This is a genomic window from Nocardia otitidiscaviarum NBRC 14405, from assembly GCF_000308635.1.
Lineage (GTDB): Bacteria > Actinomycetota > Actinomycetes > Mycobacteriales > Mycobacteriaceae > Nocardia > Nocardia otitidiscaviarum.
On sequence record NZ_BAGD01000097.1, the window covers coordinates 240,156 to 253,042 of the forward strand.

A 12,887-nucleotide genomic window follows, 5' to 3' on the forward strand; every position below is an offset into this window, starting at 1 on the left:
GTCGGGTGTGGGGCCGCGAGCGTCGCGCCTCAGTGGTCGATCAGTGGTCGAATCGACCCGCCGTCACCGCGGCGGTGAACCCCTCCCACGCGGCGGGCGTGAACATCAATGCCGGTCCGGCCGGATGCTTGCTGTCGCGCACGCCGACCACGCCCGCCAGGAACGCGATCTCCACGCACTCCTTCGCGCCGGTGCTGTGCGTGCTCTTGAACCACCGCGCGCCGGACCGTTCGACGTTCACGTCACGTACTCCTTCGCTGCCTCCCGCAAGAGGTCTCTACTGCTCGCTTCGTCCAACGCCGCGTGCTGGAGCGCGTGGTACGCCTCGCGGTACCGGTCGACCGCCGCCTGCTTCTCCAGGTAGAGGTCGCCGAGGTAGTTCTCCAGATACACCACGGTCGGGTCGACCGGCCTGTGCCGCGGGTCCCGGCCGAATTCCAGAATCACGAACGGCCCGACGGTATGCCCCGACGGGACGCCTGCGGAGAAGGGTAGTACACGAACAGTAATCGTCGGCAGCGTGCTCATATCGGCCACACGGCGCAACTGTGCCGACATGATGCGCGGCGTGCCGACGACCCTGCGTAACGCGGTTTCGTGCAGCACCACGTCGAAGACCGCGGGGCTGCGTTTGCGGGTCAGCAGGTGTTGACGGCGCACGCGCAGCTGGAGGCGGCGGTCGATCTGCTCACGCGGAGCATCCGGCCAGTAATCGGCGATGAGAACGCGCGCATAATCCGGCGTTTGGAGCAATCCGGGCACCAGATCGGGTTGATAGGAAATGAGGGTGCGCGCCGAGGATTCCAGGCCCACATACATGTCGAAGCCCTCGGGCACCAGGCTGTCGTATTCGTGCCACCACGATTTCACGTTCGACTGCTGCGCCAGTCCCACCAGCGCCGCGGTGAATTCGTCGTCGAAATCGTAGATACGGCACAGTTCCCGGATGTCGAGCACGCGGATCTTCTCGGCATTGCCGGTTTCCAGACGCTGCAACTTCGATTCACTCCACTCCATGAGCGAAGCCGCCTCGGCAATGGTCAGATTGGACTCCATCCGACCCTCACGCAGGTATCGGCCCAGCTGGCGGCGCGGCAGTGTGGAACTGTGCTCTGACATCGAATCCTCCCCCGCGAAGCTGATTTTCGGTCACTGTGAACGATGCTGCCATGCGTAATGAATGCTGACCTGGCGGTTTCGGAAAAGTTCCGCATATCTGCCGCCTTTGCCTGACATTTCCGCCTCGCGCCTGCTGTGCTTGTAGGCGCGCCCGGTGAGAGCCGGAGCCCTGACAACTCTGGACACACTCGTCCCCGAGCCGGGCGCACCTCTCGATCACCGTCGACTCGAAACGAGTCGCATGACCGGCGATTCTCGCTACGCTGGCCCTAACGTGCCCCTCGCGCTGATTCCGGCGGAACTGATGATGTACATCCTCGACTGCACGACAGACCCGGGCGAACTCACGCCCGAACAATCCCACCAAGCCATGCAATTGCACATGTGCTGCACGGTCGACGACTGCCGAGTCCGCCGCCGAGCCCGCCAAATCCTGGTGGACGCCGGACAAATGGTCCTGGACGACCGCGCCGCCCCCTGACCGCGCCACCCACTGCCCGCTCCGCTACGGATCGATCGCGCTGAGGACCAACACCACCACCAACACCAGCAGCACCCCCGCCGCAACGGCCAACGCCACCACCGCGGCAGGCTGCACCTCCCCGAACACCGACCGCCGCGGCGGCTGCACCGGCGGCACCTGCGGGGGCGGATAGGGATAGGGCACGAACGGCGGCGGCGCTCCGGCGGCCGGTGGCAGCGCATCGGGTCCCACCGCGGTGGGGCTACCTGCCGGTTCGGCGGTCTGGGAATCCACCGCCTGGCAGTCGGTGGGCACCAGGCCCACGTCTTCAGGAGCCGGTGTCACCCCGACCTGACCGGTACTCGAATCAACCTGCCCGGCAGTCGCGTCCGCAGCACCGGACTGCTCGGCACCCCCGGCCGCGACAGCCGCTCCTGACGCCGCACGCCCCACGTCCCGCCCCGACCGAGTCACCTGCCGCTGCCCCGACTCCGATCCCGAATCGGCGCCGGCCGCGGATGCGCCCGACGCTGTTACCGAAGGGGGAACGCCGGATTCGTCGCCCACGGCAGGCATATCCGTTCCGCCACCCGAAGGCGAACCGACCGGGTCGACGGCGGAGACCGAACCACTCGGCGCCTCGGTCCCGGAGCCGTCCGAATCGCGACTCGGAGCAACCCCGCGCGGCCGCACGCCGCGGTCGACCTCCCCGGGGTTCCTTCGTCCACCACTTTCCCGAACCCACGCCCCGCCCGAATCGCGCTGCACACCAACGGCATACGAGACAGGCTCCGTCACCGAACGCATCACGGCGGACGAGCCGGACCCACCGGCCGACTCAGCGTCACCGGGTCGCACCTCCGCGCCGACGGCCGCATCCAGGTGAGGTGATCGGCCTCCAAGCGCCGCGACTTCCTCGCGCGACAACCGGTCGCTACGCGTCGAGTCCAACGGCGCATCACTCGGGTTCGACGAGTGTTCGCCTGACCGCTTCTCAGCGCCCGAGACGGCGACCCCTGGCGGCCGAGCAGCCGACACGTCGGCCGCACGCCGCGACTCATCCGAACGCCCCCGGGCCACTTGCGCCGATTGATCGTCATCCCCCGAAACGGCTTGCGGCGGAAGAATGCTGTACGCGGGAACTCCAGGCTGCGAACGATCCGAGGGCACCGGCTCAGCCCGCGGCGGCCGTCCCGACGGAGCGGAACTCCCCGGTGGCTGCGCGGGCTCGCCGGAATGCGCTGAACCGACCCGCAGCGACCGGCTTTCGGACGCCGAGCCCCCGTGCGGCGGCTCACCTGAGTGTGGCGAATCAACCCAGGACGACCGCCCCGCAGACGCGGAACCTCCCTCCGGCATCTGGGCCGCAGACGCGGAACCTCCCTCCGGCGTCTGGGCCGCAGGCGCGGGGAATCCCTCCGGAGGCGAACCCGACGGCGCTTGATCCGCGGGTGACCGCTGGCCTGGCAGCGCGGCACTCTCGTGTGGCGGTGGTACCACGGGTGCGGAGTCGCCGCGCGGCGACGGATCCGGGTACGGCTGCGGCGACTCATCCGGCCGCGCGGGGATCGGCGGTGGCGGCGTACCCGACGGCACCGAATCAGCTTGCGGCGGCTGACCCGTGGGCGTGAGGTTCGGGTGTGGCTGACCCGAATGCGCTGGATCCCCCGGCGGCGGCTGTCCAGGCGGTGCGACGCCCTCCTGCGGATGCCGCATCACGGGCGCGGGGGCACCGTGCGGCGGCTGGCCGGGGGAAGCTGGACCGGCCTGGGGTGGCTGGTCTGGGGCGGGCGGTGTTCCGGGGGGCGGGTAGGCCGGTGGGGGAGGTGGTGTGGGGGTGTAGTTCTGGGGTTGGGGGGATGGGTAGCCGGGCTGGGGTGGCTGGTAGCCGGGGGGGTTGTGCGGGGGCGGGGCAGCGGGGGGTTGGTAGCTCTGGGGCGGGTACGGGGGTGGGCGGGGGGCTGCGGGTAGCCCTGCTGCTGCGGGGCGTATGCGGGCGGGAAGGGTTGTTGGGGTGCTTGGGGGTTGGGTTGGTAGGGGTACGGGGCGGGTTCCTCGAGGGCGCGGCGGGCGGCGGCGGCGAATTCGGCGCAGGTGTGGAAGCGGTCGGCGGGACGCTTGGCCATGGCCTTGGCGATGACGGCGTCGACGGCCGGGGAGAGTCCGGGGCGGCGCATGCTGGCCGGGTAGGGCATGAAATGCAGGTGGCCGCTGATGATCTCACCGGGGTTCGGGGAGTCGAAGGGGCCGATTCCGGTGAGCAGCCAGTAGAGGGCGCAGCCCAGCGAGTACTGGTCGGTGGCGTGGTCGAGCCGACCGCCGGTCATCTGTTCCGGCGAGGCGTAGGCGAGGGTGGCGGTGAACATGCCCGCCTGGGTCAAATGTGTGGAATCCTCACGCAGCCGCGCGATTCCGAAGTCGGTGAGGAACACCCGCTCCCCGTGCCCACCTACCGCCCGCGCCAGCATGATGTTGGCGGGCTTCACATCTCGGTGCAGCACGCCCCTGCTGTGCGCGTAATCCAGTGCGTCCGCGACCCCTTCGATGATCTGCACCGCCCGCTCCGGCGGCAGCGTGGCGGTCTGCACGCTGGCCGCGTCCACACCGTCCACGTACTGCATGGAGATCCACAGCTGGGCGTCCTCGGAACCCCGGTCGTACACGGCGACGATATTCGGGTGATCGAGCTGCGCCACCAGATCGGCCTCGCGCTCGAACCGCGCCCGTACCTCGCGGTCCGCGAACAGCTCCCGGTTGAGCAGCTTCAGCGCCGTCAGCTTCCCGAGCCGGGGGTGCCGCGCGAGATACACCGATCCCATACCGCCCTGACCGAGCAGCCGTTCGATGGTGAATCCGGCGAATACGTCACCCGTCTTCAGCAAGGCGACGGCCCCCCTTCCGGTGACATACGGGTGCGGAGAGCCTACCGCGCACGATGTCCTTCCGGCCGCTCGGTTCCACGGTCTCGCACATGGTTCAGCCCGGTGTCACCAGCCCGGATTCATAGGCCAGCACCACGGCCTGAGCCCGGTCACGCAGGTTCAGTTTCGCGAACACCTTGGACACGTGGGTTTTCACGGTCTGCTCGGCGACGAACAGGGTTTCGGCGATCTCGGCATTGGACATACCCCGCGCGATCAACTCCAGCACCTCGCGTTCACGAGGAGTGAGATCGCCCAGCGCCGGAGTGGGCGCCCGGCGGGCGCGGCGGCGGGTCACGTCGGCGATCAGCCGCCGTGTCACCGTCGGCGCGAGCAGCGCGTCACCACCGGCGACCACGCGCACGGCGCGCACCAGCTCCTCGGCGGGCGCGTCCTTCAGCAGGAATCCGCTGGCCCCGATCCCGAGCGCCTCGTACACGTAGTCGTCGATATCGAAGGTGGTGAGCATGAGCACCCGTACCGGCGGCTCGAGTCCCGCGGACAGAATCACCCGCGCCGCGTCGAGACCGTTCATCTCCGGCATGCGCACATCCATGAGCACCACATCCGGCCGCAGCCGCTTCGCTTCCGCCACAGCGGTTTTCCCATCGGGCGCGTCCCCGACCACGCTGATGTCCGGCTGCGCCGCCAGCAGCGCGCCGAACCCCTGCCGCACCATCGCCTGATCGTCGGCGATCAACACGGTTATCGCCACAGTCCCACCTCACGCACCCCACGAGTCTCGCACGATCGCCCCCGAGGTATGCCCGCGAGGGGGAACTGGTGGCGGCGGCCACTCGCACGATGCCGCCACCAGTTCCCCGTGATCCGATGACTACGTATCTATGGGGAGGTGGGCGTGGACTTCGAAGGTGCCGTCGGGGTGGGGGGTGGCGGTGAGGTGGCCGCCCGCGGCCTGGGCGCGGGACTGCATGCCGGTGATGCCGCTGCCGGGGGTGTCGTGGGGGGAACGAGGGGCCGTGGGGATCTGGGTGGCGGCGTCGTTGGTGACGGTGAGGGTGACCGCGGTGGTGGCGGCGACGATGCGCACCCGCACCGGCGCGCCGGGGGCGTGGCGGGAGGCGTTGGCCAGCGATTCCTGGACGATGCGGTAGAGGGCGAGGCCGGTGGCGTCGGGGAGGGCCGTCAGCGGGCCGTCGATCTCCGTGGTGAGGGCCATGCCCGCGCGGCGGGCGCCTTCCAGGAGGTCGGGTACCTCCATGGCGGTGGGTTGCGGGGCGTGTTCGGGCAACTGTCCGTCGCTACGGAGCACGCCGAGCAGGCCGCGGATCTCGTTGAGCGCCGCGCGGGCGCCCACGCCGATGGCCTCGAACTCCGCGCGGGCGGCCGCGGACAGGCCGTCGATGCGGTAGGGGGCGGTCTGTGCCTGCACCACCACCATCGACATGTGATGGGCGACCACATCGTGCAGGTCGCGGGCGATGCGCGCCTTCTCCTCCAGAATGGCGCGGCGGGCCCGCTCCAGTTCGGTCTCCTCCGACTGCGCGAGCAGCGCCTGCCGCGACTGGGTCAGCCAGCGCACCATGAGGCCGAGCAGCACGATCCCGGTCACGGCGATAGGCCAGCCGAACCCGGAGGTGGCGAACTCGTCGCCCTGCGAGGCCATGGTCGTGCCCATGAGCAGCGCCGTCGCCAACCACGCGACCAGCACGATCTGCATGCCGGAGCGCACCGCCACCGCGGCCAGCAGCGCGAACAGGCACAGCAGGTGCACCACCTGGAACGGGATGTCCTCGCCGGATCGATTCGGAATCGCCAAGGCGATGACCAGCGCGGCCCCGGCCGAAATCGCCCAGCCCAGCGCCGGATTCACCCGGGCGAGCAGCAGCGGGAAGGCGGCGAACCCGGCGATGAACGGGGCGGCCGCCGCGGCCACCTGGTGGGTGATGAACAGTGTCGGCCACGCGACGGCGTAGAAGATGAGCGCCACCGCGACGGTGCCCGCGTCGAACCAGAGCCGCGCGTGCTGCAGCCGCCGTGACGGCAATGTCGCAACCATAGCCACGACAGTAGGACCCGCCGCGCCGCCGCACCTCATACCCCCGAGCGATCTTGGACCCCCTACCGAAGTATCACTTCCCGACCCCCCTCCCCCGTACCGCGCAGCCGGGAAACCGTCCCGCAGCGTGACGTCCCGGAGCCCGCGTCCTCCATAGCGTCGGAAACCATGATCGTGAGCCCGGACCACCAGGGTCGTCCCCGCCGTCCCCACCCGTGCCCCACCGCATCAAGCTCCAGTAGGCCGATCCGCGGTGCGCGGCTGGCGGCCGCGGCGGCGGTGCTGCTGGCCTCCACGGTGGCGACAGCCCCCGTCGCGACCGCGACCGCACCAGCCCCGGGTAATCTCGCGACACTCGACGGCGCTGTCGCCGTCAACTCCGACAGTCCGGACACCGCCGCAGGCACCACCGCCGCCTTCGGCGACCGACTGCCGACCATCGCACCTCGGGTCGCCGCAGCGATCACCGGCGTTCTGGCGACCGACGTGGGTGGCGATCCCACCGCTGATGACGGTGGCTCGGCCGCCGGGACCGGGAACGGCGCGCCCATTCCGAGCACGGTGCGCGACGAGAACGCCGGTGCGCGATCGGCGGTCATCGCGCTCACCTCCGCGGGCGGATCCGGTGCCGCGATCCCACCCGACTTCGCCGCCGTCATGGGCTATCACCCGACGGTCGAGCAGGGGCTGCTGGTCAATCCCGGTGGCGACTGTTCCTCCCCTGTTCCGCTGCCTGCCGAGTTCGAGACCGCTTGCAAGGCCCATGATCTCGGATACGATCTGCTGCGCTACGCCGATGCGCGGGGCGAGCCGCTCACCGCGTGGGCTCGGCAGGCGCTCGACGCCACCCTGGAGCAGCGCATGCACGCGGCCTGCACCGCGCGCCAGGAACCGATCGCCCGCGCCCGCTGCCGCATCATGGCCAGCGTCGCCACCACGGCCGTGGACCTCAACTCGCGCCGCCAGGACTACGGACCGCCTGTCCACGAAACCCTCACCGACGCAACGGCTCCCACCTCGCCATCCGTGGCGGCCGCCTATCCGCTCGCCGCCGCTGCGCTGGCGCTGAGCGGATTCGCCACCGGCCGCGGCCTGCGCCGCCGCGCCGATCGACCGGATAGGGGCGGGTTCCGCCGCCACACCACCGCAACGACCGCACGGGGGACCTCGGCATGAGCACAACGCACGAGTTCGGGACCGGTGCCGCGCAGCGCCGAGAACCGCAAGCGGCGCAACCGATCTCCCCCGACGGAGGGAGCCGGGTATCGGAGGCGAATACCCGCACCACCGGGGCTGTCGACCACAACGGTGGAACACAGCCGCACACCACAGCGCCAACAGACCACGACAACCCCGAACACCACCAGCAGCACCACACATCGCGCCACCCGAGCCCAGACGACCGCAGGGGCCGAAGCCCGCTTCGTACAAGGTCGACGACTTCGCAGGACCGGGAACCGCCGATAGGCCGGTCCACGGAGCTCGATCCGGCCGACGATCAGCGGCAGCGGCACAGCCGCCGATCTGGGGAAGGCGCGCCGGATCACGGTGGGCGCCGGTTTGCTCGGGGCCGCTTCGGGTTCGGGCGGCAGTGGCGGGGGCCGCGGGTTCGTTTCGTGTCCATCAGTCCCACGGCGACGCCGCGGCTCGGCACCACGGTGGGAATCGCGCTGGGCGTACTCGCCTCACTGGCTCCGGGGTTGCTGCCCCGGACACCGTCGGCGCAGGCGATTCTGAGCGGGCTGCTGGCCGTGATCGGTCTCGCGCTGGCCGGGCTGGTGCGGTTCACGTTGCGGCGCTGCGGCGTGCATGTCGATACCGTGACGGCGCGGTGGCGGCAGCCGGCGCTGCTGGTTGCGGCCGTCGCGACGGGCGGGGCCGTCGGGTATGCCGAGCATTGGCAGACGCGGTTGCGGGACGCCATGGGGGTCGCGCAGGTCGGCGCGGAGTACTGGCTGTGGTGGCTGCTCGGAACCACTCTCATCGTGGGCGCGGCTGTCGGGTTCGCGCATGGAATCCGTTGGCTGGTAAGGCGTATGGGACGGTTGCGCAGTGCGGTGCTCGGCGTTCTGCTGGTGGTGGCGACGCAGGGGGCCGCGGTTCCGGCGGTGGTGCAGTGGCGGCAGGCCGCCTACGCCGCCGCGAATGCCGCGGTGGATCCGGCGGTGCGGCAGCCGATCTCCGCCGCGCGGTCGGGCAGCCCGGTGTCCACGGTCAGCTGGCCGTCGCTGGGCGCGCAGGGCCGCCGCTTCGTGGCGGGTACACCGGCGCGAGCGGTGCGGGTGTATGTGGGCCTCGATTCCGCCCCGGATCTGAATTCCCGCGTGGCACTGGCCATCCGGGAGTTGGAGCGCTCCGGTGGCCTGCGGCGCTCGCATCTGGTGGTCACCGTTCCCACCGGTTCGGGCTGGATCGACGCCGAGGCCGCCGCCGGTCTCGACGACCGCTTCGACGGCGATGTGGCGCTGGTCGGCCTGCAATACTCGGCGGCACCGAGCTGGGCCACCTTCGTCTTCGGCCGCGCCGCCGCGGAACGGTCCGCCCGCGCTTTGTTCACGGCCATCGAACAGCGCCTGTCCGTCCTCCCCCACCCGCCGAAGCTCTACGTCTACGGCCAGAGCCTCGGCGCGCTCGGCGGCAGCGCCATCTTCCCCGACGACGCCGACCAGGACCGCCGCACCTGCGCCGTCCTCTGGGCCGGACCCCCGGCCGGAGCCGTCAACCGCGACGGCGCAACGGTTCTCGCCAATGCCTCCGACCCCGTGGTGCACTGGTCCCCCGCCCTGCTGTGGCGCCCGGCGAACCTCACCGACACCCGCCCCGACGCCCCCGTCCCGCCGTGGCTCCCGGTGGTGAGCTTCCTGCAGACCACCGCCGACCTCCTCGCCGCCCTCGACGCCCCCACCGGCCACGGCCACCGCTACGGCCCCGACCAGGGCACCCGTCTCGGCACCTGCTGAACCCAGCCGATCCGGCCCCCGGGAGCTGATCCGGCCCCGGGTTTCGCGTGGGCCGGATCAGTTCAGTGGTCACCGGGATTGCGGCCGAAGCCCGCGAACACTCAGGCGATCGGTCCGCGGGCGGCCTCGTAGGCGGCACCGACCCGGTACAGCCGGTCGTCGGCCAGGGCCGGGGCCATGATCTGCAGGCCCACCGGCATGCCGTCGTCCTGGCTCAGCCCGGACGGCACCGACATGGCGCAGTGTCCGGCCAGGTTGGTGGGCAGCGTGCACAGGTCGGACAGGTACATGGCGAGCGGGTCGTTGACCTTCTCGCCCAGCTTCCACGGGGTGAACGGGCTGGTCGGCGAGACCAGCACGTCGACGCTCTCGTAAGCCCTGTCGAAGTCCTGCGCGATGAGGGTGCGCACCTTCAGCGCCTGACCGTAGAACGCGTCGTAGTACCCGGCCGACAGCGCGTAGGTTCCGATCATGATGCGGCGCTTGACCTCCGGGCCGAATCCGGCCTCGCGGGTGAGCGACATGACCTGCTCGGCCGAATGCGTGCCGTCGTCGCCGACGCGCAGGCCGTAGCGCATGGCGTCGAAGCGTGCCAGGTTGGACGACACCTCCGACGGCAGGATCAGGTAGTAGGAGGCGAGCGCGTACTCGAAGTGCGGGCACGACACCTCGATCACTTCCGCTCCGAGATCCTTCAGCTGGGCGACGGCGGCGTCGAAGGAGGAGATCACGCCGGGCTGGTAGCTGTCGGAGTGCAGTTCCTTGACCACACCGACCTTGACGCCCTTCAGATCACCCCGCGCGCCCTCGCGGGCGGCGGCGACCACGGGCGGCACCGGCACATCGCGCGAGGTGGAGTCGCGCGGGTCGTAGCCGGCGATCACCTCGTGCAGCAGCGCGGTGTCCAGTACGGTGCGACCGCACGGCCCGCCCTGGTCCAGCGACGACGCGCAGGCCACCAGGCCGTAGCGCGACACCGTGCCGTAGGTGGGCTTGGTGCCGACGGTCGCGGTCACGGCCGCGGGCTGCCGGATGGAACCGCCGGTGTCGGTGCCGATGGCCAGCGGCGCCTGGTAGGAGGCCAGCGCCGCCGCCGAACCACCACCGGAACCGCCCGGAATCCGATCCTTGTCCCACGGGTTGCGGGTCGGCCCGTACGCCGAGTTCTCGGTGGAGGAGCCCATGGCGAACTCGTCCATATTGGTCTTACCGAGAATCGGGATACCGGCCGCGCGCAGCTTGGTGGTCAGGGTGGCGTCGTAGGGCGCGACCCAGCCCTCCAGGATCTTGGACCCGCAGGTGGTCGGCTGATCGGTGGTGGTGAAAACGTCCTTGAGCGCCAACGGAACACCGGCCAGCGGCGAGGCCACGGTCCCGGCGGCCACGGCCCGGTCCACCTCGGCGGCGGCGGTGAGCGCCTGCTCGCCGGAGACGTGCAGGAAGGCGTTGATCTCGCCGTCGACCTCGGCGATGCGCTGAATGTGCGCCTCGGTGACCTCCACCGAGGACACCTCGCGGCCGTGGATCTTCTCCGCCAGCTCGGCCGCGGTCAGCTTGGTCAGGTCACTCATTCGCCCTCTCCCAGGATCTGCGGGACCATGAACCGCTGTTCTTCGACCGCGGGTGCGCCGGACAGCGCCTGCTCCGGGGTCAGGCATGGCTGGACCTCGTCCGGGCGGGTCACATTGGTCGCCGGATTCGGCGACGCGGTGGCCGGAACATCGGCGGCGGCGACTTCGGAGATGGCCTTGACGTGGTTCAGGATCGAATCCAGCTGACCGGCGTACAGGTCCAGTTCTTCCTCGGTCAGGGCGAGCCGGGACAACCGGGCGAGGTGTGCGACCTCGTCGCGGGAGATGGCGGGCACCGCGGGACCCCTTTCGGCATGGTTTAGCGTGGTGATTCGGCTGTCCGACAGCCTATCGACTCGTGCGGGGGCGTCCGTCACCGGTCGGGACCATGGCGGCCACACTCGATAGCCGCCACAATGAACAGTGGTCCACGTCACCGGAATCCCGTCGACTCGATAACGGTCTCACGAGGGTGTAAGTATTGCCAGACTCGGGTATTCGTTCCGAGTTGTCGGTCGCACAGGAAAGGAAGGGACGCACGTGTCATTTCTGCTCCGCGTGCAACTTCCGGATCGCCCGGGAAGTCTCGGCTCACTCGCCCTCGCGCTGGGCTCCGTCGGCGCCGACATCCTCTCGCTGGATGTCGTCGAACGCGGCGACGGCTACGCGATCGACGACATCGTGGTGGAGGTGCCGCCCGGCGCACTCCCCGACACCCTGATCACCGCGGCCGAATCCCTGGCCGACGTGCTCGTGGACTCGCTGCGCCCGTACTCCGGGATGCTGGACACGCATCGGGAACTCGAGCTCATCGACCAGGTGGCCAGCGCCCGCGACGACCGGCTCCAGGTGCTGGTGGACGGGGTGCCGCGAGTGCTGCGGGTGGGCTGGAGCACCATTATCGACATGGGTCCGCAGGGTGCCTACCGCGTGGTCGGCAGCCAGAGCGCACCCTCCACCCAGGCGGCGTCGGCGCCCTGGATGCCCCTGGAGAAGCCGTGCGTGCTCGACGGCGAGGCCGACTGGGTGCCGCAGATCTGGCGCGACATGGACACCAAACTCGCCGCCGCGCCCCTCGGTGACACGGGGAAGGTGCTGCTGCTCGGACGTCCGGGCGGACCGGACTTCCGCCCCAGCGAGGTGGCGCGGCTGGGCTACCTGGCCGGAATAATCGCCACGGTGCTCGGCTAGCCGAGAAGTTCTCGCGCCGAGGGCTCGCACCCGCCGCGGTAGCTGCCCGCTACGCCTCCCCGAGCAGATCCCTCCGCATGACGGTGAGCGGCGTCCCCGCCATGGTCCGCCAATCCCGTTCCGGCACATGAACGAAACCGACCCGGTCGTAGATGCGCCGGGCATCGGCCATGGTCGGCATGGTGGTGAGGACGATGCCCGCGCACCCCTCCGCTCGCGCGATCTCGACGACCCGGTCGATCAGCGCCGAACCCACGCCGAGTCCGCGCGCCCGTTTGGCCACGGCGAGCATGCGGAACTCCAGTTCGCCCGGTCGGGCGATATCGGCGAACGGCGTTCCCGGCCGGGCCACCGTCACCGACCCGAGCAACTCGTCTCCGCGCACCGCCACCAGCACCTCCGCCGCGGCGGCCCGCGTCGCGGTATCCGCGAGCTCGGACACGTAATCGCTGCGCGGATTCACATGCCCCTCCCCCACATACACCTCCACCGTCAACGCCCCCACAGCCGCGAACTCCCCCGCCCGCGCTTCCCGAATCTCCACACCCATACCGCGCCTCCATCCGACTTGGTCATTCGATCACGGGGAACTGGTGGCGGCATCGCGCGAGTGGGCACCGCCACCGGTTCCCCCTGATCTTG

The 12,887-nt window shown here is 70.3% G+C and carries 13 protein-coding genes; 4 read left to right on the forward strand and 9 right to left on the reverse strand.

Annotated elements, in window-relative coordinates:
* Positions 1–40: 40 nt before the first annotated feature.
* A complete protein-coding gene (locus tag ON31_RS21850; RefSeq protein WP_029930680.1) occupies positions 41–241 on the reverse strand; it encodes a DUF397 domain-containing protein in 201 nt (66 codons plus the stop codon).
* Complete coding sequence (locus ON31_RS21855) at positions 238–1,119, reverse strand: helix-turn-helix domain-containing protein (RefSeq protein ID WP_039816214.1); 882 nt, start codon at positions 1,117–1,119, stop codon at positions 238–240. The genes ON31_RS21850 and ON31_RS21855 overlap by 4 nt, the downstream gene beginning before the upstream one ends.
* A 274-nt stretch (positions 1,120–1,393) precedes the next feature.
* On the opposite strand from ON31_RS21855, the gene ON31_RS21860 reads away from it, so the two are divergent.
* Positions 1,394–1,600 (forward strand): hypothetical protein, encoded by a 207-nt coding sequence (locus tag ON31_RS21860; RefSeq protein ID WP_147287089.1) that lies wholly within the window; start codon positions 1,394–1,396, stop codon positions 1,598–1,600.
* A gap of 24 nt (positions 1,601–1,624) precedes the next feature.
* Here the strand turns inward: ON31_RS21860 and ON31_RS21865 are convergent, their stop codons facing one another.
* The 4 genes from ON31_RS21865 to ON31_RS21880 form a co-directional block, all read right to left on the reverse strand.
* Positions 1,625–1,927, reverse strand: coding sequence for a hypothetical protein (locus ON31_RS21865; RefSeq protein WP_218007371.1), 303 nt, complete (start codon positions 1,925–1,927; stop codon positions 1,625–1,627).
* Between the two features lie 1,370 nt (positions 1,928–3,297).
* Positions 3,298–4,464: a serine/threonine-protein kinase gene (locus tag ON31_RS38400; protein ID WP_081592630.1), complete on the reverse strand. Its 1,167-nt coding sequence runs from the start codon at positions 4,462–4,464 to the stop codon at positions 3,298–3,300.
* 94 nt (positions 4,465–4,558) lie between these two features.
* Positions 4,559–5,218 (reverse strand): response regulator, encoded by a 660-nt coding sequence (locus ON31_RS21875; RefSeq protein WP_039816221.1) that lies wholly within the window; start codon positions 5,216–5,218, stop codon positions 4,559–4,561.
* Between the two features lie 120 nt (positions 5,219–5,338).
* The gene (locus ON31_RS21880) at positions 5,339–6,523 is read right to left on the reverse strand and encodes a sensor histidine kinase (RefSeq protein ID WP_085996463.1); all 1,185 of its coding nucleotides are present in this window, start codon (positions 6,521–6,523) and stop codon (positions 5,339–5,341) included.
* A gap of 168 nt (positions 6,524–6,691) precedes the next feature.
* Between ON31_RS21880 and ON31_RS34795 the strand changes: the two genes are divergently transcribed.
* Both ON31_RS34795 and ON31_RS21890 read left to right on the forward strand, forming a co-directional pair.
* Positions 6,692–7,699 (forward strand): hypothetical protein, encoded by a 1,008-nt coding sequence (locus tag ON31_RS34795; protein WP_147287087.1) that lies wholly within the window; start codon positions 6,692–6,694, stop codon positions 7,697–7,699.
* 440 nt (positions 7,700–8,139) lie between these two features.
* The gene (locus tag ON31_RS21890; RefSeq protein ID WP_039816223.1) at positions 8,140–9,483 is read left to right on the forward strand and encodes an alpha/beta-hydrolase family protein; all 1,344 of its coding nucleotides are present in this window, start codon (positions 8,140–8,142) and stop codon (positions 9,481–9,483) included.
* Between the two features lie 101 nt (positions 9,484–9,584).
* Here ON31_RS21890 and gatA read toward each other — a convergent pair whose 3' ends face one another.
* Positions 9,585–11,054, reverse strand: coding sequence for an Asp-tRNA(Asn)/Glu-tRNA(Gln) amidotransferase subunit GatA (gene gatA, locus ON31_RS21895; RefSeq protein ID WP_039816224.1), 1,470 nt, complete (start codon positions 11,052–11,054; stop codon positions 9,585–9,587).
* Positions 11,051–11,350 (reverse strand): Asp-tRNA(Asn)/Glu-tRNA(Gln) amidotransferase subunit GatC, encoded by a 300-nt coding sequence (gatC, locus tag ON31_RS21900; protein ID WP_029930688.1) that lies wholly within the window; start codon positions 11,348–11,350, stop codon positions 11,051–11,053. Before gatC ends, gatA begins: the two co-directional genes overlap by 4 nt.
* 244 nt (positions 11,351–11,594) lie before the next feature.
* Between gatC and ON31_RS21905 the strand changes: the two genes are divergently transcribed.
* Entirely contained in the window at positions 11,595–12,245 is a 651-nt protein-coding gene (locus ON31_RS21905; RefSeq protein ID WP_029930689.1) for an ACT domain-containing protein, read from the forward strand.
* A 49-nt stretch (positions 12,246–12,294) separates the two neighbouring features.
* On the opposite strand, the gene ON31_RS21910 is transcribed toward ON31_RS21905, so the two are convergent.
* On the reverse strand, positions 12,295–12,795 hold the full coding sequence (locus tag ON31_RS21910; protein ID WP_029930690.1) for a GNAT family N-acetyltransferase: 501 nt from the start codon (positions 12,793–12,795) through the stop codon (positions 12,295–12,297).
* Positions 12,796–12,887: the final 92 nt, after the last annotated feature.

Excerpts from the sequence above, each read along its gene's own strand:
- ON31_RS21855 (WP_039816214.1), bottom strand. The coding sequence starts at position 1,119 with ATGTCAGAGCACAGTTCCACACTGCCGCGCCGCCAGCTGGGCCGATAC.
- ON31_RS21880 (WP_085996463.1), bottom strand. The coding sequence starts at position 6,523 with ATGGTTGCGACATTGCCGTCACGGCGGCTGCAGCACGCGCGGCTCTGG.
- ON31_RS34795 (WP_147287087.1), top strand. The coding sequence starts at position 6,692 with ATGATCGTGAGCCCGGACCACCAGGGTCGTCCCCGCCGTCCCCACCCG.
- gatA (WP_039816224.1), bottom strand. The coding sequence starts at position 11,054 with ATGAGTGACCTGACCAAGCTGACCGCGGCCGAGCTGGCGGAGAAGATC.
- ON31_RS21910 (WP_029930690.1), bottom strand. The coding sequence starts at position 12,795 with ATGGGTGTGGAGATTCGGGAAGCGCGGGCGGGGGAGTTCGCGGCTGTG.